Origin of the sequence: Gordonia sp. CPCC 206044, assembly GCF_048537895.1 — a bacterium.
Classification (GTDB): Bacteria; Actinomycetota; Actinomycetes; order Mycobacteriales; family Mycobacteriaceae; genus Gordonia.
This window is the reverse complement of sequence record NZ_JBCLVL010000017.1, coordinates 14,768-40,166: the sequence shown is the minus strand read 5'-3', so window position 1 is coordinate 40,166 and position 25,399 is coordinate 14,768. Positions and strand designations below refer to the sequence as shown.

General features: G+C 65.8%; 28 protein-coding genes, 1 tRNA gene and 1 other RNA gene. 10 read left to right on the top strand and 20 right to left on the bottom strand.

Annotated features, from left to right (window positions below; genetic code table 11):
* The 3 genes from AAFP35_RS22225 to AAFP35_RS22215 all read right to left on the bottom strand — a co-directional run bounded on the left by AAFP35_RS22225 (position 1) and on the right by AAFP35_RS22215 (position 3,232).
* Positions 1-1,101, bottom strand: coding sequence for an N-acetylmuramoyl-L-alanine amidase (locus AAFP35_RS22225; RefSeq protein WP_419223916.1), 1,101 nt, complete (start codon positions 1,099-1,101; stop codon positions 1-3).
* Positions 1,102-1,310: 209 nt separating this feature from the next.
* Positions 1,311-2,351: a CobW family GTP-binding protein gene (locus tag AAFP35_RS22220; protein WP_419223832.1), complete on the bottom strand. Its 1,041-nt coding sequence runs from the start codon at positions 2,349-2,351 to the stop codon at positions 1,311-1,313.
* A complete protein-coding gene (locus tag AAFP35_RS22215; protein WP_419223831.1) occupies positions 2,348-3,232 on the bottom strand; it encodes a rhodanese-related sulfurtransferase in 885 nt (294 codons plus the stop codon). The genes AAFP35_RS22220 and AAFP35_RS22215 overlap by 4 nt, the downstream gene beginning before the upstream one ends.
* A gap of 1 nt (position 3,233) precedes the next feature.
* On the opposite strand from AAFP35_RS22215, the gene AAFP35_RS22210 reads away from it, so the two are divergent.
* The 3 genes from AAFP35_RS22210 (at position 3,234) to ykgO (ending at position 4,827) form a co-directional block, all read left to right on the top strand.
* Positions 3,234-4,037: a hypothetical protein gene (locus AAFP35_RS22210; protein ID WP_419223830.1), complete on the top strand. Its 804-nt coding sequence runs from the start codon at positions 3,234-3,236 to the stop codon at positions 4,035-4,037.
* Between the two features lie 217 nt (positions 4,038-4,254).
* Positions 4,255-4,590, top strand: a complete 336-nt coding sequence (locus AAFP35_RS22205) for a histone-like nucleoid-structuring protein Lsr2 (RefSeq protein WP_419223829.1) — start codon at positions 4,255-4,257, stop codon at positions 4,588-4,590.
* A gap of 114 nt (positions 4,591-4,704) precedes the next feature.
* Positions 4,705-4,827, top strand: a complete 123-nt coding sequence (ykgO, locus tag AAFP35_RS22200; RefSeq protein ID WP_419223828.1) for a type B 50S ribosomal protein L36 — start codon at positions 4,705-4,707, stop codon at positions 4,825-4,827.
* Here the strand turns inward: ykgO and AAFP35_RS22195 are convergent.
* The gene (locus tag AAFP35_RS22195) at positions 4,808-5,455 is read right to left on the bottom strand and encodes a GyrI-like domain-containing protein (protein ID WP_419223827.1); all 648 of its coding nucleotides are present in this window, start codon (positions 5,453-5,455) and stop codon (positions 4,808-4,810) included. The two genes, ykgO and AAFP35_RS22195, sit on opposite strands and share 20 nt — an antisense overlap.
* Positions 5,456-5,558: 103 nt before the next feature.
* On the opposite strand from AAFP35_RS22195, the gene AAFP35_RS22190 reads away from it, so the two are divergent.
* Positions 5,559-5,631, top strand: a tRNA-Ala gene (locus AAFP35_RS22190).
* Between the two features lie 172 nt (positions 5,632-5,803).
* Here AAFP35_RS22190 and AAFP35_RS22185 read toward each other — a convergent pair.
* Positions 5,804-6,223 carry a DUF1801 domain-containing protein gene (locus AAFP35_RS22185; protein ID WP_419223826.1) on the bottom strand — a complete coding sequence of 140 codons (420 nt, stop codon included), beginning with the start codon at positions 6,221-6,223 and terminating at the stop codon, positions 5,804-5,806.
* A 173-nt stretch (positions 6,224-6,396) separates the two neighbouring features.
* Between AAFP35_RS22185 and AAFP35_RS22180 the strand changes: the two genes are divergently transcribed.
* The gene (locus AAFP35_RS22180; protein WP_419223825.1) at positions 6,397-7,008 is read left to right on the top strand and encodes a TIGR03086 family metal-binding protein; all 612 of its coding nucleotides are present in this window, start codon (positions 6,397-6,399) and stop codon (positions 7,006-7,008) included.
* Between the two features lie 98 nt (positions 7,009-7,106).
* On the opposite strand, the gene AAFP35_RS22175 is transcribed toward AAFP35_RS22180, so the two are convergent.
* Entirely contained in the window at positions 7,107-7,841 is a 735-nt protein-coding gene (locus AAFP35_RS22175) for a thioredoxin domain-containing protein (RefSeq protein ID WP_419223824.1), read from the bottom strand.
* Positions 7,838-9,478, bottom strand: a complete 1,641-nt coding sequence (pgm, locus tag AAFP35_RS22170) for a phosphoglucomutase (alpha-D-glucose-1,6-bisphosphate-dependent) (protein ID WP_419223823.1) — start codon at positions 9,476-9,478, stop codon at positions 7,838-7,840. The genes AAFP35_RS22175 and pgm overlap by 4 nt, the downstream gene beginning before the upstream one ends.
* Positions 9,479-9,564: 86 nt before the next feature.
* Here pgm and AAFP35_RS22165 point away from each other — a divergent pair, with 86 nt between their 5' ends.
* Positions 9,565-10,257 carry an alpha/beta hydrolase gene (locus AAFP35_RS22165; RefSeq protein WP_419223822.1) on the top strand — a complete coding sequence of 231 codons (693 nt, stop codon included), beginning with the start codon at positions 9,565-9,567 and terminating at the stop codon, positions 10,255-10,257.
* Here the strand turns inward: AAFP35_RS22165 and AAFP35_RS22160 are convergent.
* The 3 genes from AAFP35_RS22160 to AAFP35_RS22150 form a co-directional block, all read right to left on the bottom strand.
* Positions 10,191-11,990: a long-chain-acyl-CoA synthetase gene (locus AAFP35_RS22160; RefSeq protein WP_419223821.1), complete on the bottom strand. Its 1,800-nt coding sequence runs from the start codon at positions 11,988-11,990 to the stop codon at positions 10,191-10,193. The two genes, AAFP35_RS22165 and AAFP35_RS22160, sit on opposite strands and share 67 nt — an antisense overlap.
* A 281-nt stretch (positions 11,991-12,271) precedes the next feature.
* Positions 12,272-12,643, bottom strand: a transfer-messenger RNA (tmRNA) gene (gene ssrA / locus AAFP35_RS22155).
* Between the two features lie 83 nt (positions 12,644-12,726).
* Complete coding sequence (locus tag AAFP35_RS22150) at positions 12,727-13,272, bottom strand: TetR/AcrR family transcriptional regulator (protein WP_419223820.1); 546 nt, start codon at positions 13,270-13,272, stop codon at positions 12,727-12,729.
* A gap of 128 nt (positions 13,273-13,400) precedes the next feature.
* Here AAFP35_RS22150 and AAFP35_RS22145 point away from each other — a divergent pair, with 128 nt between their 5' ends.
* Positions 13,401-13,721: a hypothetical protein gene (locus AAFP35_RS22145; RefSeq protein ID WP_419223819.1), complete on the top strand. Its 321-nt coding sequence runs from the start codon at positions 13,401-13,403 to the stop codon at positions 13,719-13,721.
* A 21-nt stretch (positions 13,722-13,742) separates the two neighbouring features.
* Here AAFP35_RS22145 and AAFP35_RS22140 read toward each other — a convergent pair whose 3' ends face one another.
* The 8 genes from AAFP35_RS22140 to AAFP35_RS22105 all read right to left on the bottom strand — a co-directional run bounded on the left by AAFP35_RS22140 (position 13,743) and on the right by AAFP35_RS22105 (position 20,262).
* The gene (locus AAFP35_RS22140) at positions 13,743-15,014 is read right to left on the bottom strand and encodes a glycoside hydrolase family 27 protein (RefSeq protein WP_419223818.1); all 1,272 of its coding nucleotides are present in this window, start codon (positions 15,012-15,014) and stop codon (positions 13,743-13,745) included.
* Between the two features lie 3 nt (positions 15,015-15,017).
* On the bottom strand, positions 15,018-15,491 hold the full coding sequence (gene smpB, locus AAFP35_RS22135) for an SsrA-binding protein SmpB (RefSeq protein ID WP_419223817.1): 474 nt from the start codon (positions 15,489-15,491) through the stop codon (positions 15,018-15,020).
* Positions 15,492-15,512: 21 nt separating this feature from the next.
* Positions 15,513-16,421 carry a permease-like cell division protein FtsX gene (ftsX, locus tag AAFP35_RS22130; RefSeq protein WP_419223816.1) on the bottom strand — a complete coding sequence of 303 codons (909 nt, stop codon included), beginning with the start codon at positions 16,419-16,421 and terminating at the stop codon, positions 15,513-15,515.
* Positions 16,422-16,495: 74 nt separating this feature from the next.
* Entirely contained in the window at positions 16,496-17,182 is a 687-nt protein-coding gene (ftsE, locus tag AAFP35_RS22125) for a cell division ATP-binding protein FtsE (RefSeq protein ID WP_419223815.1), read from the bottom strand.
* Positions 17,183-17,239: 57 nt separating this feature from the next.
* Positions 17,240-17,740 (bottom strand): hypothetical protein, encoded by a 501-nt coding sequence (locus AAFP35_RS22120; protein WP_419223814.1) that lies wholly within the window; start codon positions 17,738-17,740, stop codon positions 17,240-17,242.
* Positions 17,737-18,693: a mechanosensitive ion channel family protein gene (locus tag AAFP35_RS22115; RefSeq protein ID WP_419223813.1), complete on the bottom strand. Its 957-nt coding sequence runs from the start codon at positions 18,691-18,693 to the stop codon at positions 17,737-17,739. Before AAFP35_RS22115 ends, AAFP35_RS22120 begins: the two co-directional genes overlap by 4 nt.
* Complete coding sequence (gene prfB / locus AAFP35_RS22110) at positions 18,680-19,795, bottom strand: peptide chain release factor 2 (RefSeq protein WP_419223915.1); 1,116 nt, start codon at positions 19,793-19,795, stop codon at positions 18,680-18,682. Before prfB ends, AAFP35_RS22115 begins: the two co-directional genes overlap by 14 nt.
* A 68-nt stretch (positions 19,796-19,863) precedes the next feature.
* Positions 19,864-20,262 (bottom strand): hypothetical protein, encoded by a 399-nt coding sequence (locus AAFP35_RS22105; protein ID WP_419223914.1) that lies wholly within the window; start codon positions 20,260-20,262, stop codon positions 19,864-19,866.
* A 19-nt stretch (positions 20,263-20,281) separates the two neighbouring features.
* Between AAFP35_RS22105 and hisN the strand changes: the two genes are divergently transcribed.
* Entirely contained in the window at positions 20,282-21,097 is an 816-nt protein-coding gene (hisN, locus tag AAFP35_RS22100; RefSeq protein ID WP_419223812.1) for a histidinol-phosphatase, read from the top strand.
* 134 nt (positions 21,098-21,231) lie between these two features.
* On the opposite strand, the gene AAFP35_RS22095 is transcribed toward hisN, so the two are convergent.
* Together AAFP35_RS22095 and AAFP35_RS22090 are read right to left on the bottom strand one after the other, a co-directional pair.
* Positions 21,232-21,891, bottom strand: coding sequence for an MBL fold metallo-hydrolase (locus AAFP35_RS22095; protein WP_419223811.1), 660 nt, complete (start codon positions 21,889-21,891; stop codon positions 21,232-21,234).
* Between the two features lie 31 nt (positions 21,892-21,922).
* Entirely contained in the window at positions 21,923-22,405 is a 483-nt protein-coding gene (locus AAFP35_RS22090; protein WP_419223810.1) for a DUF2752 domain-containing protein, read from the bottom strand.
* Between the two features lie 154 nt (positions 22,406-22,559).
* On the opposite strand from AAFP35_RS22090, the gene AAFP35_RS22085 reads away from it, so the two are divergent.
* Both AAFP35_RS22085 and AAFP35_RS22080 read left to right on the top strand, forming a co-directional pair.
* Positions 22,560-23,945, top strand: coding sequence for an acyl-CoA dehydrogenase family protein (locus AAFP35_RS22085; RefSeq protein ID WP_419223809.1), 1,386 nt, complete (start codon positions 22,560-22,562; stop codon positions 23,943-23,945).
* 28 nt (positions 23,946-23,973) lie between these two features.
* The gene (locus tag AAFP35_RS22080; protein ID WP_419223808.1) at positions 23,974-25,194 is read left to right on the top strand and encodes an acyl-CoA dehydrogenase family protein; all 1,221 of its coding nucleotides are present in this window, start codon (positions 23,974-23,976) and stop codon (positions 25,192-25,194) included.
* Positions 25,195-25,399 lie beyond the last annotated feature (205 nt).

Sequence of the window (25,399 nt, the reverse complement as noted above, 5' to 3'; positions counted from 1 at the left end):
TCAGCCGACGGGCAGCTTCCCGCCGAAGAGTCCGTAGACGATCGGGAGCATCGCACGCAGCACCTCGGCGGACACGTCCTGCCCTTGGCCGAGGAGCAGTGCGGCGATGGCCGACGGATCCTCGGTGCCCAACAGTTGCTGCACGAACGGGATGACCGATGCCAGTCCCGCGTCGGGATCGCTGGGTCCCGACGGGGGCGCGGTGGTCGGCGGCGCCGCGGCGTCGGGCGCCGGCTTGGCCGGGGCCCCGGACTCCGGTGCCGGGCTGTTCGGCGCCGGTGCAGGTGCCGCCGCGGAACCGCGCACGTAGTTGAGGATGCCGTCGGTGACCGCCATCGCGTACTTGAGCTGGCCGTCCTTACCCGACAGTGCACCAGCCTCGGCAGGATTGGACAGGTTGCCCATCTCCACGAAGACCGCGGGCACCTTGGTCAGGTTCACCCCGGCGATGTCGGCTCGGGTCTGGATGCCCTTGACCACGCCCGCGTAATTGGCTTCCGGGAACCCCGCCTTCGCGAAGGCGTCGCGCATCGTGGTGGAGGCCTTGCGCCCCTCGCCACCCTGGACGCGGTTGACGGTGGCATCCGGGATGGGCAGCGACGGCACGATCATGTGGAAGCCCTTCTTGGAGGCGTCCGCGTTCGCCGACGTGGAGTCGGCGTGCAGGCTCACCGCGACCGCGGCACCCGACTTGCTCGCCGCGGCAGCACGCTGGTCGACGCACCCACCCCACCCCTTGTCGTCGGGCCGACTGAGCACGATCCGGGCGCCCTGGCTTTCCAGACCCGCCTTGACCAATTGCGTGATCTGCCAGGTGATGGTGTGTTCAGGTACGCCGTTGACCGACGTCGCGCCGGTCGTCTGGCAGTCCTTCTTCCCGCCTCGCCCGTCCGGGACCTGGGCGTTCAAGTTGTGTCCGGCGGAACTCGCCTGGTGCCCGGGATCGAGGAAGATCGTCTTGCCTGCCAAGATCTTGGCCACCGGCGTCGGCGCGACGGGCGCTGCCGGCGCCGGCGCCGCCGATGCCGTCGGTGCGCCGATCGCCGCCGCGGTCGCCGAGCCGGCGACCATCGCGAACACCGACATCACCGCGACACTCATCCGTGTGCGACGACCGACCGTCCGCACGGCCGAACTCGAGGTCATCGAAGTCTGGGTCATCATCGCGTCGGCCTCCCCCGACCCACGTGGTCGTCGGGACGCCGCCCTCCCTTCCTACATGCAACACCGGCCACACTAGTCACATTCGTAACAAGTGAAACAGGCCGACGACGCTTTGGAAAATTCGCGACCTGGGGCGATGAAAACCGTTAGGGAGCTGTGACGTAGCGGGTGATGCTCAAGATGCCGTGTTCGTCGCGTTCGCCGTCGTCGATCGCGGCCTGTAGCCGGCCATGCACCACCGCGGAGTCCACACCCGATCCGATGACGACGATGCTGGTCGTGCGCGGACCCGGCCCCCACGGTTGTCGCTGGACCCGCACGAAACCGCCGACCGCGTGCACGACGTAGCACTGCCGATGCCCGGGGACGTCGAATCCGACCACGCCCTTCACCCGGTAGCTGCCCGACGGCGGTCGTTCGAGGAAGGCCGCGAGCCGGCGCGGGTTCATCGGACGGTCGGTAGAGAACTCGACCGACTGATACGCGTCGTGCAGATGCGCATGGTCATGGGAGGCGTGATCGTCCGCGGCACATTCCGCGAGCAGTTCGTCGAAGGTCAGTTGTCCGCTGCGCGGCCCCGATTCGGGACGCTCGGACGCGTCGAACAGCAGCTCCGGTTCGATCACCGCATCCACCGTGGCGACCGTCGGTGCGGTGTCGTTGATCGCACCCAACGCGGTACGCAGCGACGACAGCATCGTGTCGGTGATCAGATCGGCCTTGTTGAGTACCACCAGATCGGCGATCTCGATGTGGCGATCGACCTCCGGGTGCCGTTCGCGCAGCTCCTCGATCGTGGCCGCGTCCACGACGTAGACCAATCCGCCGTAGGCCAGGCGTGGGTCGGAGAGCCCGGTGATCATCCGGATCAGCGCACGCGGTTCGGCGATGCCACTCGCTTCGACGACGATGACGTCGATACCCGCCGACGGACGGACCAACCGATCGAGCGCACCCTCGAGTCCGTCGGCGTCCACGGAGCAGCACATACATCCGTTGGACAGGCTCACGGTTCCGTCGGCCTGGCCGGCGATCAACATCGCGTCGATGTTGATGGACCCGAAGTCGTTGACCAGCACGCCGATTCGTGTCCCGGACGCGGTACGCAGCAGATGATTGAGCAGCGTCGTCTTGCCGGATCCCAAGAAACCGGCCACCACGATGACCGGGATCGCCGCACGACTCACCGCGACAGCGCCTCCACGGGCGCGACCGCCGCGTTCGAGTCCCGGCAGTCCGAACAGATGACGGCGAGTTCGCGGCCGAGTTCGTCGGGATGGTTCGACACCTCACGGGTGGGTGCACCACATCCGACGCACGTGCCCACCACGCTGGCGTGGTCGGAGAAGTCGACGGTCATGCGGCGGTCGAAAACGTAGAGAGAGCCCGCCCAGAGCCCGTCGTCGCCGTACTCCTCGCCGTACCGGACGATCCCGCCGTCGAGCTGGTACACCTCCTCGAAACCACGGTCGCGCATGAGGGCACTGAGGACCTCACACCGCACGCCGCCGGTGCAGTAGGTGACGATCGGTCGGTTCTTGAGGTGGTCGTAGGCGCCACTGTCGAGCATCGGCACGAAGTCACGAGTCGTCTGCGCGTCGGTCGTCACGGCACCGGAGAATCGCCCGACCTCCGATTCGATCCGATTACGCCCGTCGAAGAAGACGACATCCTCGCCACGAGCGGCGACCAGATCGTGCACCGCTTTCGGGCTCAGCCGCGCCCCGCCCCCGACCACTCCGTCGGCGTCCACCCGGACTTCGTCGGGCACGCCGAACGTCACTATTTCCGGTCGAACCCGAACACTGAGGCGCGGGAAATCGTCGCCGACGCCGTCGGACCATTTGATGTCGGCATTCTTGAACGCCGGATACGACCGAGTCGCCTTGACGTACCGTTTCACATCGACAATGTCACCGCCGACGGTGCTGTTGATCCCATGGGGTGACACGATGATCCTGCCCCGCAGGCCGTGCTGTTCGCAGACGGACTGCTGCCACAGCCGAATGGCCTCGGGATCCGCCAACGGCGTGAACACGTAGAACAGAACAATCTTGGGGGTCGACACAGTGCCAGGGTACGGATACCCACCACGACGACCGGCGCACCTCTGGGCTGCCGCGGCGATCGTCACACTTCTCGCCGCAGCGGTCACCGCCTGTTCACTCGACACCGATACAAAGCCGTCGCAGATCGTTCTGCCACCGACCGACGTGTTGTCCACACAATCGGAAACAGAGTCGATCTCGTCGACGACCTCTGAGATCGACGATGCCGACACCCCGGTCACCGCGTTGCCCAACTGGACGATTGGACGAATCGTCGCACTCGCACCCCGTGTCGAGAATTCCCGTTATCACCAGGGATCGACGAGCCCGGAATCACCGCTGATGGACACCTCGGGTTTCCACTTCTCCACTCCCGACCGTGCGGTGAACTGTTCGACGGCACCAAATGGCGAGACCACGCTGGCGTGCCGCCTCAACTCGGAAACGCGCGGTTCCCCACCGTCCGGCACATCGTCGGCGTGTCGCTGGACGCGAAATCTTGTGACGCTGAGCACCGACGGGCCACACCACGGTGCATGCGAGAATCGTTATCCGGTGCTGTACCGCAGCACAATCGTCGGCTACGGCAACACCATTTCGGTGTCCCGCTTCTCGTGCCTTGTCGAGGCGGCCGGATTGTTCTGTCTGGAATCCCGCTCGAAATCCGGATTCTCTGTCACCTCAACGGGTTACAGCCCGATCGAAGCATCCGATCGAGCACCGGCCGAACTCCTCGGAATGACCGACTCGACCGGGTCCGAGGCCTCGGCGCTCCCGACCTCGCCGGAAATCGAAACGACCACACCTGCCGTACCGACTTCGTGATCGATACGAGAATACGAATCGATCAATTCCCGCCACGCCCTGTGGAAAGACGTGCTTCTCAGCGTCAACTTATTATTTGACGTCTATCATGTATCCGACCAACAAAGACCGGAGAAAAGGGCAGAGAAGAACCCGACCACGAGTGTGCACGCCATGGCCCGCCGCCGCGCGCCAATTCACACCGGAACACATTCCACCCACGGACAGGGAGTTCAGGATGGCGAAGAAGGAAATCGTTCAAGTCATTGACGACATCGACGGCAAGGTTCTCGACGAGTACGAGACGGTTCGCTGGTCGCTGGACGGGAAGACCTACGAGTTCGACACCTCGGCAAAGCATGCGGCCCAGTTCCGCGATTCGCTCGCGAAGTATCAGTCGGTGTCACGGGTGACCTCGGCGCGTGGTGTCAAGCGTGCGGCAGCCGCCTCGATGACGCGCAGCAAGGAACAGACCAAGGCCATTCGGGATTGGGCGACGAAGAACGGATACGAGGTCAGCGATCGCGGGCGCATCCCGCTGACCGTGATCGAGGCCTTCGAAGCCGCTCACTGACGCCACGTCGAGAAGACTCCGGGCCCGGCACCGCATCGCGGTGCCGGGCCCCGTCATATGCAACCCGACCCCACCGGGCTCCTATTGACAATCATTGTCGTTTACGATGGCGGCATGAAGGTACGCAACTCGGTTCGATCCCTCAAGAACAAGCCCGGCGCCCAGGTGGTCCGCAGACGTGGACGGATCTTCGTGATCAACAAGAAGGACCCGCGATTCAAGGCACGACAGGGGTGAGTGGGCCGACTGCGGCGACCGGCTGACGCAGGATGGTCCTCAGCCGATGCGCGGCCGTCCTGCGGAAGTCGCTGAGATAGATCTCGTGATGGCGCCCGACCATGGTCAGCCCTTCCCCCGGGATGAACTCGTCGTGCAGTCGCGCGAGAACGTCGGCCTCGTCGTCGAAAGAACCCACGTGCAGGGTCTGCACACACCGGCCCTCGGCGAGGAGTTCGACGCGGACATCGTCGAGACGAGGCGGCGCCCCTTTCGCCCGGACCGCCGCCACGGCCGCGGCCATCGCGGCGTCGTCGATCCAGTCCGGGACCATGATCATCAGCGTCCACTGCCACCGCGACTTGTCGCGATTCACCGTGAACGAGTCCATCTCGTCCGACCACCACAACCCCTCCAGCGGAGGGACCACGTGGTCGCGGCCCAGTTCACGTCTGGCGGCGAATTTCAGCGTGTAGGCCACCGGATACAGCGTCTCGATCGACGCCGCGAACAACGGCGAAACATTGGGGTCACCGTGCCCGTCGAGCATGAGGTACCGCATGTCCGGCACGTCCAGGATCCGGAACGCACCCCGAGTGGCCCGGTACGAATCGAGAGTCTTCTTGAAGTCGATCTTGGCCTCGGCCATGCACGTCACAGTAGGACACCGCACCCGTCCTGCGGATTTGGTTCGACTCCCTACGATGGTGTAGTTTTCCCTTTGCCCTTGAAACAGGGTGACAACCACATACGGGGCTATGGCGCAGCTGGTAGCGCACCACACTGGCAGTGTGGGGGTCAGGGGTTCGAGTCCCCTTAGCTCCACCGAATACGAAGCCCGTTTCGAACATCGTTCGGAACGGGCTTCGTCGTTGTCGAGGCCACAGCCGGGCCGCCACCGGATGACGGGCACGCCGGCGCCCGGCCCGTCTCGGATGCGTCATCTACCGGAGTGAAGTGCGACGACGCACTCGGGTGGTGGCGTGACTCCCCTTCCTCATGTGGCGCTGGGGACGTCGCGAAATGCCGCCTCCAGGAGTTCCTCGAGAACACTGCCGTCGACGTCGGAGAGCCTCTTGATGTAGATGCACGACTTGGCTGTCTTGTGCTTTCCAAGGCGCGCCCGCAGGTCTGGGTAGCGTCCGGCGTCATCGGTGATGTAGAGCGCGAACTTGCCTTTCCGCGGTGAGAAGGCCAGTGCGGGCATATCGCCCTCCCTGCCGCTGTCGTACACGTAGTGATGTGAACCGAAGCCGATGATCGCCGATCCCCACATCGCCGGCGGCTGTCCTGTCACCCGGGCCATCAGCGTGATGAGTGTGCCGCAGTCGTCACGTTGCTGTTCACAGTCGAGATCGGCGACGAAGTCCTGGACGCTCGCCGTTGTGGCCACTGTCTTGTTCGCCTGCTGCGCCATCAGTCCTCCTCCGGTGCGAACGAGATGACGCGACCCTACGCCGCGACGATGACAGGCATCGTGATCGCGGCGTTTCTGGTGAGGTACCCGAGCAGCAGTGGACCGCGATGTCAGCGGCCGGGCTTATCGTGAAACAACGGAAGTCCGGTCTCACCACCCAATCGGGAGCACACATGACCTACACCGCACTCGATCTGTACGACGAAGGTCTGGATTTCTTCACCGAGATCGTCGACCGCACTCCGACTTCCGCCTGGGCCGCGGCGTCGCCCTGCGCGGGGTGGACGGGCCTGGATGTGCTCGGCCATCTGTGCGATGCGACAAGCGCGGGGGCTCGCATCCTTCGGGGCGAGACGTTCGAGTTCGTTGCTCACGATCCTCCATCGACGGCGGTGCGCGGTGAACCCGCAGAGCATTGGCATCAACTCGCCGAGGCTGCCCGGGCCGCAGCCGCTTCAGTCGACGATCTCGACCGCATCGTGGAGTCTCCGCTGGGTACACGGACAGTGGCCGAGGGCTTGAGCTTCCCGGCCGCCGACCTGTTCCTGCACGGCTGGGACCTGGCCACCACGGCGGGCCGTACGGTCTCCTTTCCCGAGCAGGCAACCACTTTCATGAACCGCTTGTTCGACACGCTGCCCGCGGAGGTCATCCGGCAACCGGGTGTCTTCGGCCCAGCCGTGACCCCACCGACCGACGCGACACCCACCGAGCAGTTGATCGGCCGCTGCGGGCGTCAGCCACGGCGGGGCACGGCAAGTGGCCACACGGGTCGAGTCCCGTAGCCGAGAAGGGACGGCGGCCGGGGCCGACGACGATGCTCAGCGTCGGGCGAACATCGTCCGGTCGGCGTCGGACCTCACATGGCGCACGTCGGGGTCGATCACCCCTGCTGTGCCAACAGTTGGTCCAGCCAGGCCGTGCCGTCCATGATCGCGTCGACAGGCTCTCCGCCGGACAGCACGCTCGGCGTCGCGACCTGGCCCGCGGCCTTGTCGAGTTGGACCTGGGATTGTTTGGCCGCTTCCTGCGCCTGAGTGACCCGGGCACCGTCGGAGATGCATTTCTGGGTGGCCGCAGATGCGCCCTGCTGCCCCGCGATCCGCGCCAGGTCGGCGTTGCTCAGGTCGGTGTCGCCGCCCTCCTTGGGCTGCTCGGTGAACAACGCCGAATGGAACTTCAAGAAGACGTCTTTGTTCTCCGACTCGCCGACGCACTGAGCGGCGCCTGCCGCACGCGACGAGTAATCCCCCGACGACGACTGCTTGTCGAGGAAGGTGAGCATGTGATAGCGGACGCGTAGCGTGCCCTCGTTGATCGCACGGGTGATCGACGTACCGGATTGCTGTTCGAAGGTCTGGCACACCGGGCACATGAAATCCTCGAAGACGTCGATCGTCTGCGGCGCCGACGGTGCCCCGATGATCAGAGCCGCGTTTTCGCTGAGCACCGCCTCGTCGGCTGATCCCTTGTCCCGCTGGCTGTTCCAGACCACACCGCCGATCACGAGGGCCGCGACGATGACGATCGCGGCACCGACGAGAACATACGTGGTGCGGCTCGAGGTCGGCCGCGGCTGATAGGACGAGGAACCGGACGGAGTTCGCTTGTCGCTCATGCCAGCACCGAATCGACGAGTTCCTGCGCCTGCTGCTGCACGGTCGCCAGATGGTCGGCGCCCCTGAATGATTCGGCGTAGATCTTGTACACATCCTCGGTTCCCGACGGGCGGGCCGCAAACCAGGCGTTGTCGGTGGTGACCTTGAGACCGCCGATCGGCGCACCGTTGCCGGGCGCCTCGGTGAGGATGGCCGTGATCGGTTCACCGGCCAACTCGGTCGCGGTGACCTGCCCGGCGGACAGTTTCGCCAGCGCTGCCTTCTGCTCACGTGAGGCGGGCGCATCGATACGCGCGTAGGCGCTCTCACCGTATTCGTCCGCCAGCTCGCGGTAACGCTGCGACGGCGTCTTGCCGGTCTTGGCCAGGATCTCCGACGCCAACAACGCCATGATGATGCCGTCCTTGTCGGTCGACCACGGCGCACCGTCGAAGGTCAGGAACGACGCACCGGCACTCTCCTCACCGCCGAATGCGACAGTGCCGTTGAGTAATCCGTCGACGAACCATTTGAAGCCCACCGGCACCTCGACCAGCGGACGCCCGATTCCGGCCACCACACGATCGATCAGCGACGACGACACCAGTGTCTTGCCGACCGCGGCGTCGGCCGCCCAACCGGGACGATGGGTGAACAGGTAGTCGATGGCCACCGCGAGGTAGTGGTTCGGGTTCATCAGGCCGGCGTCGGTGGTCACGATGCCGTGCCGGTCGGAATCGGTGTCGTTCCCGGTCGCGATGTCGTAGCTGTCGCGCGAGGCGATGAGCGATGCCATCGCATTCGGCGACGAGCAATCCATCCGGATCTTGCCGTCGGTGTCGAGTGTCATGAACCGGAACGTCGGATCGACGGTCGGATTCACCACGGTGAGGTTGGCCAGGTTGTAACGGAATCCGATCTCTGCCCAATAGCCCACCGACGCCCCGCCGAGGGGATCGGCACCGATCCGGATACCCGCGTCACGGATCGCGGTCATGTCGACGACCTCGTGCAGATGATCGACATACGTGGCAGTGAACGGGTATTCGTGGATGAACTCGCTGTGCCGGGCACGTTCGAAGGGGATGCGCTTGACCCCGTCGAGCTTGTTCCGCAACAGTTCGTTCGCGCGCTCGGCGACCACCGTGGTGATCGAGGTGTCGGCTGGTCCGCCGCTGGGCGGGTTGTACTTGAAGCCGCCGTCGCGCGGCGGGTTGTGCGACGGGGTCACCACGATGCCGTCGGCGAGCAGGCCCGGCGTCGCCCGATTGAAGCGCAAGATGGCAAAGCTCACCGCGGGCGTCGGGGTGAACTTCTCGTTCTCCGCGATGTAGACGTCGACCTCGTTGGCTACGAGGACCTCGAGGGCACTACGCCACGCCGGAATCGACAACACGTGCGTGTCGAACCCGATGAACAGCGGCCCGGTGATCCCGGCCGACGTCCGGTACTCGACGATGGCCTGCGTCGTCGCGAGGATGTGGTCCTCGTTGAATGCGGTGTCGAGACTGGAACCACGGTGCCCCGACGTGCCGAACACGACCTGCTGCAGGGGATTGTCGGGATCGGGCTTCTTGTCGTAATAGGCCCGTTCGACGGCGGCCACATCGATCAGATCCTCGGGAAGCGCGGGTGTTCCTGCTCGTGGGTGTGCCATGGGGCAATTCTGCCATCGCCGCACCCTTCGAGCGGGCACCCGAATCGAACGGTTACCGTGTTGCCGACCGGAAAAGGGGCGATGACATGCGGTTGGTGAAACCACGACGTACCGGTACCGACGTCGCGGCGGTGGTGCTGGTCCTCCCGGGAGGCACCGACCGCAGCTACCGGCCGTTCAGCACACGCCAGGCCTCCGCGCTGCGCATGTACCCGTTCACCTGGTCGATCCGCGCCCGGTTCGGTGGGGCCGTCGAGGTCCGGCAGGTGCGTTATCGCGTCCGCGGCTGGAACGGCGGCCAGGCCAGTCCGCTCCCCTACGCGCGGGCGGCACTCGAGGCTGCCGCCCGCGCCCATCCCGGGGTTCCGATCGTGCTCATCGGGCATTCGATGGGCGGTCGGGTCGGTGCGCACCTCGCCGCAGACCCCCGTGTGAACGGTCTGCTCGCCCTCGCACCGTGGTGGCAGTACGCGGATTGGCGGCTGATCCACGACGGTGTGCGGGTCCTCGCCATGCACGGCACGGCCGACGAACGCACGTTCGCCCGCCGCACCGAGAAGGGCATCGGCGAACTCGTCACCCGCGGCCTCGATGCCACCTATCTGCCGATACCCGGTGGCGAGCACGCGATGCTCGACCACATCCGGGTCTGGCAGAGCTCAGCGTTGACCTTCGTCGAGCGTCTCCTGCCCGCCGGTACCGGTCGTCGCGGCTATGACGCGACCTTGGCCCCCGCGGACGCCACCACGTCGTCGAGGTGTGCGAGCTCGAACTCCTGATAGGTGGCCGGCGCACCACGCAGGACGAACAGCGGATCGTCTCCGGTGTCGCGGTAGCCCTGCTTACGCAGGTCGACCCGGATGTTCTTGAACGTCGACGTGTGTTCGAGATGATCGACGATGCGGACGAACAGGGGAACCGCGTAGCGCGGCAGGCTCTCCCGGACGTGCTCGGCGATGGCGTCGGCATCGAACTCGGCGCCGTCGGCCAACACGATGGCCGCCATACCCGCCTTGCCGTCCGCGCCGGGCACCTCCACTCCGAAGACCACCGACTGGGCGATCAGGTCGTGGCTGTCCAGAGCGGCCTCCACCTCGGTGGTCGCCACGTTCTCGCCCTTCCATCGGAAGGTGTCACCGATGCGATCGACGAAGGCGATGTGCCCGAATCCTTGATCGCGCACCACGTCTCCGGAGTTGAACCACCGGTCGCCGTCCTTCACCGCGTTGCTGACGATCTTCTTCTCCGATGCGGCAGGATCGGTGTAGCCGTCGAACTGGGCCCTCTTGTTGATCTCGCCAAGCATGAGTCCGGTGCCGTGTTTGCCGACCTTGATGACACGCCCGTCGGCGTCACGACGCGGTTCACCGGTCTGTTCGTCGTACTCCACGAGGATGTATTTGAGCGGCGTGAAACCAGCGGTCTTCGGGATACCGAACAGGTTGATGAACCCGACGTTGCCCTCGCTGGCCGCGTACAGTTCGGCGACGCGATCGATCCCGAAGCGACTGGTGAACTCGTCCCAGATCTCCGGACGCAAACCGTTGCCGACCATGACCCGAACGGAATGTGCTCGGTCCGTGGGCTTTTCGGGCTGCGCAAGAAGGTATCGACACAGTTCCCCGATATAGCAGAACGCGGTCGCCCGGTTGCGGATGATGTCGTCGAAGAAGCCCGAGGCGGAGAACTGCTCGCCGATCGCGAGACAGGCACCGGCCCGGATCGCCGACGACACGGCGATCGTCAACGCGTTGTTGTGATAGAAGGGCAGCGCTGCATACATGGTGTCCTCGGGCCGCAGCCGGACTCCCATGCCGCCGATCCCGTACATGGCCGCGTGCCACCGGTGGTGGCTCATCTTGCTGGCCTTGGGGTAACCGGTCGTGCCCGAGGTGAAGATGTAATAGGCGGTTTCTGCGGCCTCGATGTCGTCGGTGACTGCGGGGTCGGCAGTGCTACACAGCGCGCTCGACTCGGACAGTTCGTCGAAATCCACGACCGCAGGCGGAACTGCCGTGTCGGCGACCGTCTCCAACGCCTCCTCGAGTCCCGGCTGCAGCAGCAGGATCTTGGCGTCGATGAGGCCGAGACTGTGTTCGAGGACGGCCCCACGCTGATGGTGGTTGATCATGCCGGCGATGGCCCCGAGCTTGACCGTCGCAAGCATGCAGAGCACCACTTCGGGACAGTTCTTGGCCAGGATGGCGACCACGTCGCCTCGGCCGATCCCCCGCGCCGCCAGGTCGGCGGCGATGCGATTCGCCTCGGCATTGCAGTCGCGGTAGGTCCGAGACTCACCGTGGAAGCGCAGGAACGGACGATCCGGGTACCTGGCGACCGTCTCCTGGAAGGTCTTGCCGATGGATTCCTTGCGGGTGGTCGGGCGCGGAATCATCTTGGGTACCACTCCCGCGACGATCGGCCAGTCCTTCGCCAGGTCACGCAGCCCACGCAGAATGTCGACCCCCGACACATTCCGCGCCACCCCGGCACCCTCCACAGTTGTCGACATCTCGATCCTCCCCAGCTCGACGACACAGAACATTCGACAGGCTATCGGAGGACGGGTGTTGTCAGAGGCGATATACCGGATCGTCGTGCCGAGCCGCCGGTCATACCGCTACCGATCCGCGGCGAGGGGCACCACGCAAACGCGGAACCTCCGCGAAAAACAGTGTGTAGCAACTTCCGCGCGTGCATGTTGGGTTCGCGTCTACCGCGAGCCGAGCCCGGCGATACGATCGCACCGCATGCAAAAAGGTGCCCCGCCTGTCGGAACAGGCGGGGCACCTTTCGTGGAGCTGCCGGGAATTGAACCCGGGTCCTCCGTCGCTTCGGTAGGGCTTCTCCGTGTGCAGTTCGCTATGCCTCTACTCGGATCTCTCGGTCACGCGAACAAGCCGAGATGACGATCCCAGTCGCTGTTGGTTGTCCCGTCCCCACCCGCGACCGGCGAGGACGGTGAGCTCCCGAAGATGATGCCGGCGACCGGGCTGGGAGCAGACCCGGGCCGACAGACTAGCCGGCGCTGCTCAGGCAGCGAGGGCGTAGTCGCGCTGATTGGAATCGGCGCTTAATTGGTTGCCACGACGCTTACGGTGGTCTCTGGCCTGCACCGACACGCTTCCCCCACCTCGACGCACGTAGTCGAATCCGATCAGCCCCGAGATGGACCCACTGATTTTCAGCGAGCACCCAACTCTAACAACCCCCGCCGACGAAATCATCCCGATATCCGCGCGGCGCCTTCAGCCCAGGACCGTCGACCGGAACATCGTGAACACTCGCTCGGCCCAGCCCGGTGCGACGGTCCCCGTCCGAGCCTGCTCGGCGACCAGCGCGCCGACCACACCGTCGATCAAGAGGTCGGGATCGAGGTCGCCACGCACGACTCCTCGTCGCTTGCCGTCGTCGAGCGCGTCCTCCAACGCGTCGCGGTGAAGATGCAGGACGCGCCGGAACAGGTCGGTGAAGGCGGGATCGGTATCGGTGAGCAGCGCGGCCATGCCACCGAACCCGATACCGTCGAAGACCATCGACGCCGAGCGGTCGATCACCCAGCGCATGAGCTGTTCACCGGACATGTTCGCCGACGGTGGTTCGGGCACGCCGACGGTGACCAACGCGTCGGTCAACATCTCCTCACGGTTGCGATGGCGCCGATAGATCGTCGTACGCGCAACCCCGGAATGAGCGGCGACAGACTCGATCGTCACCGCGCCGGGACCTCGCGAACGCAGCAGTTCGAGCGTCGAGACGACGATCTTCGCCCCACTGTCTGTCCCTGAAGCCACGAGAAAGGCATACCACGCGGCGAGCCAACGCTACAGCGACTGTTGCGATACAGTCACTGTAGCGATACACTGAATGTATCGGGAGGCGCCGGATAGACGCCACCCACCTGTGAAGGAGGTACCGCACGATGCGTGCATTCATCCGTTCGATCTCGTTCTCGTACATCGGCTACCTACTGCTGCTCACCGGCTTCGCCCTACTGGGACTGTTCGTGGCCGCTCTCGGCCTCGGCATCACCGCCGGCGCCTGGGGAACCGGCATCGCCATGGTCGCGGCGTACGCGCTCGCCGTGACGGCCTTCCGCTTCCAGATCCGCGAGAGTCGCGACACCACGTCCGACGACCCGCTGCTGGTGCACGGCGACCCGCTGATGCCTGCGGTCGAACGCGCCGAGGTGGAGTGGTACGAGCGCACCTATCACCACCGCGATCTGGCGTCGGCGGCCTGAACCGACCGGCAGCAGACGACGTCAGACGATCTGCAACAAGACGGTGTCCCCGACTCCCACCGGGGCGGTGATCTCGCCCTTCGACGCCTGGTACCGACGACCGGTCCAGGCGTCGATCGCGTTCACCGTCTTGTCGCCGACCAGCCCGAGGCTGGCCATCGTCACCGACATGCGACGCGGATGATCACTGCGATTGGTGAGCGACACCACGAGTCCCTTGTCGCCGATCGCCCGCGACCAGATCTCGGGGTCGTTGCCGACGGGCGCGCCTGCACTGACCCGCTGATCCTGGTCGATGGCGATGATCGCCCGATTGCGCAGCAGGTCGACAGTCTCCGACGACATGTGCGTGAGATCGTTGCCGGCGATCAGCGGCGCGGCCATCATCGCCCACATCGACATCTGGGTGCGTTGCTGGGCGGTGGTCAGTCCGGGGTTGCCGTCCACGCCGACCACGAGCATGTCCGGATCGTTGAACGACGACGGACGAACCCGCGACGCCAGCGGCGCCGCGGCGTCGACGATGTCCAGGATGCCCTGGGCATCGGAATCGTCGCCGTTCGTCGACCATGCGGGCGTGATGTCGTTGGTGATCCTCGTCATCGTCGCCACGCCGCCCCAGTCGAAGTCGGCCCCCGGTACCGACCCGGCGATCCCGCTGTTGGGGTTGATGCTGTAGACGATCGGCCGGCCCGTGTCGCGGATCGCGTCCCGCATCGCGGTGAACGCCTCGACCTGACCGTCATGGTCGGAATCGCTTGAGCACCAATCGTATTTGAGATAGTCCACCTGCCACGACGCGAAGGTCGCAGCATCGCGCCGTTCGTGCCCTCGACTGCCGGTGGCACCCGGCCGGTCACCCAGGTACTGCGTACAGGTCTTGTCACTCGCCCCCGAGTACAGGCCGAAGCGCAGACCTCGATCGTGCAGGTATTCACCCAGTGCCGCCATGCCGGACGGGAACCGGCGCGGATCGGCCTGCAGCGTACCGTCGGCGGCTCGTTGATCCGCCGACCAGCAATCGTCGACGATGACGTAGCGGTAGCCGGCCTCACGCAGACCCGAGGCCACCAACGCATCGGCCTGCGCCCGCACGGTCTGCTCGGTGATGTTGCAGCCGAAGGTGTTCCAGCTGTTCCATCCCATCGGTGGCGTCGGCGCCAGCCCTTCGATCGCGGCATCATCGCCGCCGATGCGTCCGGGCCGATCAGGTGCACACGCCGCCAACAGCGCCACGGCAGCCAGAACGGCTGCGAGCACATGTCGAGGAGGTCGGGAGGCGGCTGCGCGCACCGATCACATCCCCTTGACGCGCCGCCCGAACTCCCGGGCGACTTCCCGTTGTGCGGTGCGGCGGGCGATGTCCTGCCGCTTGTCGTGTGCCTGTTTGCCTCGCGCGAGCGCGAGTTCGACCTTCACCTTGCCGTCGCTGAAGTACAGCGACAACGGCACCAGGGTCAGATTGCCGTCGCGGATCTTGCCGATCAGGTTGTCGATCTCGCGGCGGTGCATCAACAACTTCCGATTGCGGCGCGGCGCGTGGTTGGTCCACGAACCGCTGCCGTATTCGGCGATGTGCACGGCCCGCAGCCAGACCTCACCGTCGTCGATCGTCGCAAAGGCGTCCACCAGCGACGCCTTGCCGTCACGCAGACTCTTGACCTCGGTGCCGACCAACTGGATGCCTGCCTCGAAGGTGTCGAGGATGGTGTAGTTGTGCCGCGCCTTGCGGTTGGTCGCGATCACCGCGCGACCCTTCTCCTTCGCCATCATCCACCTCCTCTGGTCGGGTCATTCACGAACGTAGACACGCAGCGTCACATACGCGGTGATCCCTGACAACAGAATTCCACCGAGTATCAGCCACGGGGACACGAACAAAACGTCGGAAACGCCTATTCGTGCCAGGATGTTGACCCCGTAGAGATCACGGAGCGCATTGTCGAAGAACAACACCTTGGCCAGGAAAAGTCCCCCGATCGCGAGCACCGCGCCGATCGTCGCGGCCACCACCGCCTCGAGGAGGAACGGTAATTGGGTGTACCACCGGGTGGCACCCACCAGGCGCATGATGGACACCTCCGTACGCCGGGTGAACGCTGCCACCTGAACGGTGTTGGCGATCAGCAGGACCGCCGCGATCGCCAACACCAACGCGACTGCGAATGCTGCGTTGCGGGTGCCGTCGAGCACGCTGAAGATCCGTTTCACCAACTCTCGTTGGTCCAGTGCACCGTCGACACCGAGATCCTTGCGGTCCTTGAACTCATCGAGCACCGCGCCGAACTGATCGGGGTCCGACATCCGCACCTTGAGCGACGCCGGGATGGTGCCCTCACGGATGTTCTCGGCGATGTCCGGGTTGTCCTTGAAGGTCTGCTTGGCCTGCTCGAAGGCCTCCTGGCGATCGATGAAGGTCACCGATCCCACACCGGGAGCGTTCTCGATCTGCGTCCGCAACACCGAGCACGGCGCCTGCTGACAGTTCGGGTCGGCGTCGGAGACCGCGTCGTTGACGAAGAACTGCATCTCGACGCGGTCGAGGAAGATCTTCTGACTCTTGTCCGCCATCTGGATGACCAGCAGACCGCCGCCGAAGATACCCAACGTGATCGCCGTGGTGAGGATCATCGCGATGGTCATGGTCACGTTGCGGCGAAAGCCGTTGAGGACCTCACTGATGATGAAGTTCGCTCGCATACTGGTTGGGTCGTCCTAACGAAGGTCGATGGGGCGGTCGGTCGGCGAAAAGTCGTCGCAGGGTGATCGGTGGATCACCCGATGCCGTAGACGCCTTGCGCATCGTTGCGGACCAGTCTGCCGTTGTCGAACTCGAGCACCCGTCGGCGCATCGCGTCGACGATGTGCCGGTCGTGGGTGGCCATCACGACGGTGGTGCCGCGGCGGTTCACCCTGTCGAGCACGTCGACGATCTCCTCGCTGGTCTCCGGGTCCAGGTTTCCGGTCGGCTCGTCGGCCAGCAGCACCAGAGGTCGGTTCACGATCGCCCGAGCGATCGCCACGCGCTGCATCTCGCCGCCGGAGAGCTCGTACGGCATCCGGTCGGCCTTGCCGCCGAGTCCGACGTAGTCGAGGACCTCCGGGACCACCCGACGGATCGTCGACGGCGGACGGCCGATGACCTCGAGAGCGAAGGCCACGTTGTCGGCCACCGACTTCTGCTGCAGCAACCGGAAGTCCTGGAACACACATCCGATCGACTGTCGCAGTTTGGGCACCGTGCGCGCACGCAGACTGTTCACGTGGAACTCGCCGACGTAGACCTCGCCGGTCGTCGGCTTGTCTTCCTTCAGCAACAGACGAAAGAAGGTGGACTTCCCCGAGCCGGACGGACCGATCAGGAAGGCGAACTCACCCTTGTCGACCTCCAGGCTGAGGTCCGCCAGGGCGGGCCTGCTGGAAGCCTTGTACTTCATCGTGACGTTCTCCAGCTTGATCACGAGAAGCCAGTGTAACCACGGGCCCTGAGACGCTCGCTCAGGTCGGGCCGGAGCGCCTCAACGTTGCGGGACCGACGTCCTCGGCGGCGCCGTGGTCTCGCCGGTCTGCGGGGTCGCGCCGAAGTTCGGCAGGGTGACGCCGGGCAGGCCGGGGATGGTGTTGGGTGCGGTCGTGGTCTCGTCGCCGGTGGTTGCGCCCTGCTCGCCCGCCCCGCCGGTCTCGTCGGTGCCGCTCTCACTCGTCTGCGTGGTCGACGGCGTCGTCGAGGTCGACGTGGTTGTCGTGGTGCTCGACGGCAACGGGGTCGTCGTGGACGGAGTCGTGCTGGTGGACACCCGGGTGGGCGCACTGGGCGCTGCCACGACCCCGTAGCGCTGCGAGGTGTAGCCGTAGAGGATCACGCAGCCGAGGAAAGCCGCGACCAGCAGTGCGGTGCTCGTGCGGATTCGGGTCTTGTAGATGTGACGCCATTCGCGCGGATGCGAGATCGGCCCTCGTTGTTCGGATTCCCCCTCGACACGGTGCTCGTCGGGCTGCTGCGGATCGTCGGCGGTCACTCGTCGTCTCCTCGCGCGACCTGGTCGGTGTGGGTCGCCGGCGGCCCACCGCCGGAGCGGATCTGATGTCCCGGCGCGACGGTGATGCCCTCACGCGCCAGCGACTGCACGATCTTCACGCGCAACGCCCTGCTGACGTCGAACTGTTTGCCGGGCAGGGTGCGCGTCACGACGCGGACAGTCACCGAGTCGAGCTCGAGGTTCGTGACACCCAACGGCGAAGGTGCGTCGAGCAGCAGGTCGTGCCAGTGCGGGTTGTGGTAGAAATCCTCGCCGACCCGGCCGAGCGTCTCGTTGACCAGCGCGATGTCGGCCTCTGACGGCACCGGCACGTCGATCACCGCACGCGCCCAGTCCTTGGACAGGTTGGTGGCCTTCACGATCTGACCGTTGGGCACCGTGATCACCTCGCCCTCTGCGGTGCGCAACTTGGTCATCCGCAGGGTCACGTCCTCGACGGTGCCCTCGGCGAGACCGTTGCCGGTGACGGTCAGGCTCACCACATCGCCGTAGCCGTATTGCTTCTCTGCCACCACGAAGAAGCCTGCGAGGACGTCCTGGACGACGCGTTGCGCACCGAAGCCGAGTGCGGCACCGATCACCGCCCCCGGGCCGGTCAGCCCGGTGATCGGGATCCCGAAGATGACCAGGATCCGGATGATGACGATGATGCCGACCGCCACGATCAGGGTCCATGCGACCACGTCGACCAGCGCCCGACGATGCTTGGTGTCCTCGGTCTGGACGATCAGGTCGCTCGTGTGGAACTGTGCCTCGGCACGCGCCGCATACCGTTCGGCAAACCATCGGATGCACCGGATCACCAGCAGGCCGCCGAGAATCCAGATGAGGATCTCCAGTCCACTGGTCGCGGCCCAACGATAGAACCTACCGAGGACCGCGTCGGTGGCGCCGTCCTGGAACGCTGCGACCCAGACGTCAGGCGCCGGCATCGGCCATGCGCCAGCGAATCCCGGCTTCGATGAACTTGTCGATGTCGCCGTCGAGCACGGCCGCCGGGTTGTTGTCCTCGACGTTGGTGCGCAGGTCCTTCACCATCTGGTATGGATGCAGCACGTAGGAACGCATCTGATTTCCCCAGCTGTTGCCGCCGTCGCCCTTGAGCGCATCGAGTTCGGCTCGCTCCTCCTGGCGTTTACGCTCGAGCAGCTTCGCCTGCAGGACGCGCATGGCAGACGCCTTGTTCTGCAGCTGACTCTTCTCGTTCTGACAGGTCACGACGATTCCGGTCGGGATGTGGGTGAGTCGGACCGCGGAGTCGGTGGTGTTCACCGACTGACCGCCCGGCCCCGACGACCGGTAGACGTCGACCTTGACATCGTTCTCGTCGACGTCGATGTGGTCGGTGGTCTCCACCACCGGCAACACCTCGACCTCGGCGAACGAGGTCTGGCGGCGCCCCTGGTTGTCGAACGGGCTGATCCGCACGAGCCGGTGGGTGCCCTGCTCGACCGACAACGTGCCGTACATGTAGGGCGCCTTGACCGTGAAGGTGGCGCTCTTGATGCCGGCTTCCTCGGCGTAGGACGTGTCGTAGACCTCGACGCCGTAGCCGTGCTTCTCCGCCCATCGGACGTACATACGCATGAGCATCTGCGCCCAGTCGGCGGCGTCGACGCCGCCCGCCCCGGAGCGGATGTTGATCAGTGCGTCACGCGGGTCGTACTCGCCCGCCAGCATGGTCTTGACCTCCATGGCCTCCACGTCGGTCCGCAGCGCCGTGCGCTCGGAGTCGGCGTCGGCGAGGGCTACGGTGCGATCGTCGCCCTCCTCGGCCTCGGCGAGCTCGTAGAGCACGGGCAGATCGTCGAGCCGCTGACGCAGCTCGGTGACCCTGCGGAACTCGGCCTGCGCGTGCGACAGCTCGCTGGTGACGCGTTGCGCGTGGTCCTGGTCGTTCCACAGATCGGGATCGGAAGCCTGCATCTCCAACTCGTCGATCCGACGACGCAGCTCGTCGAGGTCGAGCACCTTCTCGACGGTGGTCAAGGTGGTGCCGATGGATTCGAGGTCTGCGGTCACGTCGGGATGCACGGTCATCAAGACTACCGCCGTGTTCGTCGCACCGGGTGTGCGTCCCCGCCCACCCGGATGATCGGCGGTCAGACCGGCGGGTTCTGGTCGGGGTGGTGTGGGGTGTCCATCGGCGGCAACTCACCGAAGCGCCACGTCGATGTCGCCTTGCCCGGTTTGTAGACGACGGGCAGATCGGCACCGATCTGCGGCCACGGGTCCGTCTCCCCGAGCACCAGCGTCCCGTAGACCTCGGCGGGATTGGTCTGCGGACCGACGATGGTCCCCGACACCGTGCAGAAACGTTCGCCCTTGGCGTCACCGGTGTCCGGACGCTCACTGACCCCGGTGATGGTCAGGGTGCCCTGGACGAACTGCGCAGCCTTGGCCGCACCGAGCGGACGCGGATTGCGGCCGCGCTGCCATTGGACGACGAGCGCCACCACGAGCGCTGCCAAAATCACGCTGAACGCCACCGCGAGCCACATGACCGCTACCCTACCGGTCATGTCCGTTTCTCCCGGGCCGATCGACGAGGGCCACACCACCTCCGACGACCTCGAACTGGCGCTGTCCCTCGCGGACTCCGCCGATGCCCTGACCATGAGCCGGTTCGGCGCGGTGGACCTCCGTGTGGACGACAAACCGGACCTCACGCCCGTCTCCGATGCCGACCTGGACTGCGAAACCATGATGCGGCAACGCCTTTCGGCGCGGCGCGGCGACGATGCCGTCCTCGGTGAGGAATTCGGCGGTGACGCCGCGCTCAGCGGAAGGCAGTGGGTGGTGGACCCGATCGACGGCACCAAGAACTTCGTCCGCGGGGTACCGGTGTGGGCCACCCTCATCTCCCTGCTGGTCGACGGTGTGCCACGGGTCGGTGTCGTGTCGGCCCCAGCCCTGCGGCGCCGGTGGTGGGCCGCCGAGGGACTCGGCGCGTTCACGGTGTTCGACGGTGCAGAGTTCCCGCGCAGGCTCTCGGTGTCGGGCGTGAGCGCGGTGGAGTCGGCGAGCCTCGCGTTCTCCAGTCTGGCCGGCTGGGCCGACCGCGGTGTCCGCGATCGGTTCATCACCCTCACCGACGAGGTCTGGCGCGTCCGCGGCTACGGCGACTTCTTCAACTACTGCCTGGTGGCCGAGGGAGCCGTGGACATCGCGGCCGAGCCGGAGGTCTCCCTGTGGGATCTGGCCGCCCTCGACATCCTGGTGCGTGAAGCGGGCGGACGATTCACGTCGCTGGACGGGATCGACGGCCCGGCCGGTGGCAGCGCCCTGGCAACCAACGGACTGCTCCACGATCAGGTGCTCGCCGCGTTGGGCTGAGCAGGTCCCGACGGGGCGCTCGCCGCACTCGGCCCCCGGCACGACCGGCAGGCGAGCCGGCCCAGCAGGCGAGTCCTGCTGGCACGTCGGTCCGGTAGGCGAGTCCGCCATCGCGGCCGAACCGCGACACCGACTCACAACCGCGTGGCGGACTCCTCGTCGAGCACCACGAATTCGGTTGCGGCATCCTTCATCTCCGACAACCGGCCGTAGTGGATGCCGGTACCGGCGTCGGCCAGGATGGCCTGATGAATCGGCACCGCGACGCGCGGCGCCATCGCGCGCAGGTAGTCCACCGATTCCGACAGCTTCATCCACGGTGCCGCCGACGGCAGCGCCAAGACGTCGACCTTTTCGAACGGGATGTAGAACGAATCGCCCGGATGCATGAAGCGACCGGTCATCGATTTCGAATCCACGACGTAGGCGACATTGTCGATCACCGGGATCTCCGGATGGATCACCGCGTGGCGACCGCCGGTGAAACGTGCCGTCACCGAACCGATCTGGGCGTGTGAACCGGGTTTGGCGGCCGTCCACGGGCCGGCGACATTGTCGTCGTTGAGTTGTGCGGTGGTCTGCGGATCGGCGTAGCGCACCGCATCGGGATTCGCCGCGATCAGGTCGGGTAGCCGTGCGACGTCGCAGTGATCGGGGTGCTGGTGGGTGATCAGGATCGCGTCGAGCCCGGTCAGACCCTCGAATCCGTGCGAGAAATTGCCGGGGTCGAAGAGGATTCTGGTGTCGTCGATCTCCACCAGGACGCATGAGTGACCGAAGTGAGTGATCTGCATGCGTCCACTCTGCTCCGTGAACCTGTCCGCGTCACGTAACCCCGGGGAACAGTCCCCACCCGATGCCCGCGTCGACGGCCCGCACGATCCCGTAGCCGAGCCAGATCACCAATGTCGCGAGCCCGACCCGACCGATCACCGCAGTCTGCACCCGGTGCAGCGTTCCCTTCCCCGTGACGACCGCATGGACCGCCGCGATCGTCACGACGACGGCGAGCACCATGACCAACGGACCGAAGGCGTTGAACCCGAAGGCCGCCGCCGGATCGCCGTGGGCCATCGCCACCCAACTGCGGGTCAATCCGCACCCGGGGCAGGGCAGACCGGTCAGTCTCCGGAATGGGCAGACGTCGGGCCCGTGGGCAATCGTCTCCGGACCCACTGCGGCCGCGACACCCAACGCACCCACGCCGAGCACCGCGACGACACCGGCGGTGACACGCTGCCCACCGCGGCCGGCCCGTACCCCGGAGGGCTCGGGCCCCGACGTCGTCGAGGGCTCACCGATGGTCACCCGACCAGCGTAGATCTCGGTCGTGACACAGTCCTCAGAGAACTGCGTGACAAGCTCCTTACCGGATAGTAAGGTCAGTACTTACTACTGAGTAAGATCACGGTGGCGATCACGCCGTGATGCGACCCAACCGCCCGAGAAACAGCTGGTGATCATGACATCGCAAACCGAATCGCGGCACACCGACCCCCGCGACACCTCCGCAGTCGGCAAGACCCGGCACCCCCGCAACTTCATCGGCACCGCCATGCGCGTGCTGACCACCGTGACCGGCTCGGAGTTCGCCGAGAAGTACCAGATCCGCGAGCCCATCAACCGCATCGCCTACCAGGCGACCAAGACCGGTTTCCAGACCCTCGGGGCGGCCAACCGCGCATTCAAGGCCGCGCAGGGCGGGTCCGGACAGGCCAAGCGCCTCACCACGTCGCCCAAGGACTACTTCAACCTCACCCCTGACGACGAGCAGCAGATGATCGCGGAGACGGTCAAGGAGTTCGCCGTCGAGATCCTGCGCCCCGCGGCCTACGATGCCGATCACGACGCTGCCGCGCCGGAGGAGATCCTCAAGCGCTCGGCCGAGCTCGGCATCACCATGATCAACGTCCCCGAGGACTTCGAAGGGGCGGCATCCGAGCGCGGAGTGGTCACCAACGCCCTGGTCGCCGAGGCGATGGCCTACGGAGACATGGGCCTGGCCCTGCCTCTGCTCGCCCCCAGCGGAGTCGCGACCACGTTGACCAATTTCGGCAGCGACGCGCAGCAGCGCACCTATCTGCCGGACTTCGCCGGTGAAGACGTCCCGCAGTCCGCGGTGGTCATCGCCGAACCGAAGCCGCTCTTCGACGCCTTCAACCTCTCGACGAAGGCAACCCGGGTGCCCAGCGGCTACCGCCTCAACGGCGTGAAGTCCTTTGTGCCCGCTGCCGGTTCGTCGGAGTTGTTCATCGTCGGCGCACAGCTCGACGGTCATCCGGCGCTGTTCATCGTCGAGTCCGACAGCAAGGGCCTGATCGTCGAGGCCGATCCGGGCATGGGTGTGCGTGCCGCGGGCATGGGCCGCCTGTTGCTCCAGGACGTCGCGGTCCCGTCGTCGGCGCTGTTGGGTGAGGCCGAGGGCGAAGCCGCGCTGGCCGCCTACCGCGACGTCGTGCGACTCTCGCGCCTGGGCTGGTCGGCACTCGCGGCCGGTACCGGACGCGCCGTTCTCGACTACGTGATCCCCTACGTGAACGAGCGTGAGGCGTTCGGCGAGCCGATCTCGAACCGTCAGGCCGTCGCCTTCATGGTCGCGGGCATCGCGACCGAACTCGACTCCATCCGCCTGGTGACGCTGCGCGGCGCGGCACGCGCCGAGCAAGGCCTGTCCTTCGCCCGCGAGGCCGCACTCGCCCGCAAGCTGACCATCGACAAGGGCCTGCAGATCGGTCTCGACGGTGTGCAGCTACTCGGCGGCCACGGCTTCACCAAGGAGCATCCGGTGGAGCGGTGGTACCGAGACCTGCGCGGTGCCGGCATCGGCGAAGGCATCGTCGTCCTCTAGGCGACCGGGACACTGAGGAACCACTGACATGAGCATCAATCTCGAACTCCCGAAGAAGCTGAACGTCACGATCGATCAGGCGCATCAGGCCGCGGCGGAGATCTTCCGTCCGATCTCGCGCAAATACGATCTGCGCGAACATGATTACCCGGTCGAACTCGACACGCTCGCAAGCCTCTACGACGGGTTGGCCGAGGCAGGCCAGGCCGGCGCAGGCGCCGACGGCGGCCGTAGCCAGAAGAAGACGTCGACGCAGGCCGAGGGCGCCGTGGTCAACGGCGGCAACATGCAGTCGGTGATCAACACGATGGAGACGTCCTGGGGCGATGTCGGCCTGATGCTGACGATCCCCTACCAGGGTCTCGGCAACGCGGCCATCGCCGCAGTCGCCACCGACGAGCAGCTCGCACGGTTCGGCAAGGTGTGGGCGGCGATGGCGATCACCGAGCCGAGCTTCGGCTCCGACTCGGCGGCGGTCTCCACGACGGCGACTCTCGACGGCGACGAGTATGTCCTCAACGGTGAAAAGATCTTCGTCACCGCCGGATCGCGCGCCACCCACATCGTGGTGTGGGCGAGCGTGGACAAGAGCCTGGGCCGCGCCGCGATCAAGAGCTTCGTGGTGCCACGCGAGCATCCCGGCGTCGAGGTCGTCCGTCTCGAACACAAGCTCGGTATCCGCGTCTCGGACACCGCGGTCATCCGCTTCGAGAACTGCCGAATCCCCAAGGACAACCTGCTCGGTTCGCCGGAAGTGGACACCAAGAAGGGCTTCGGCGGTGTCATGCAGACCTTCGACAACACGCGACCGATGGTCGCGGGTATGGCCGTCGGTGTCGCCCGTGCCGCGCTCGAGGAACTGCGCCGCATCCTCGAAGAGGCCGGCGTCGAGATCGACTACGACCGCCCGGCCGCCGATCAGCACGCCGCCGCAGCGGAATTCATCCGCATGGAGTCGGACTTCGAGGCCGCCTATCTGCACACGATGCGCGCGGCGTGGATGGCCGACAACAAACAGCCCAACTCGCTCGAGGCCTCGATGTCCAAGGCCAAGGCCGGCCGCACCGGCACCGACATCACCAACAAGGTGGTGGAGCTGACGGGCACGCTCGGGTATTCCGAACGCCTGCTGGTGGAGAAGTGGGCTCGCGACTCGAAGATCCTGGACATCTTCGAGGGCACCCAGCAGATCCAGAACCTCATCATCGCTCGCCGCGTGCTCAACAAGAGCAGTGCCGAGTTGAAGTGACGGTCTGATCTAATCCTGCCGACAATGTGGCCGGGTCGCGTCGACGGACGTGACCCGGCCACATGTCATTTCCCCGAACGAACCTCGGTGTGACAAACATCGGCACTGATCACCAAAGAATCTCGTACCCAGGCTTTTTCGGCTCATCGCTGCCGTATCGGACGCTGTCTTCGCTGTTACGCTCTGTGCGCCAACAACGAGCCCG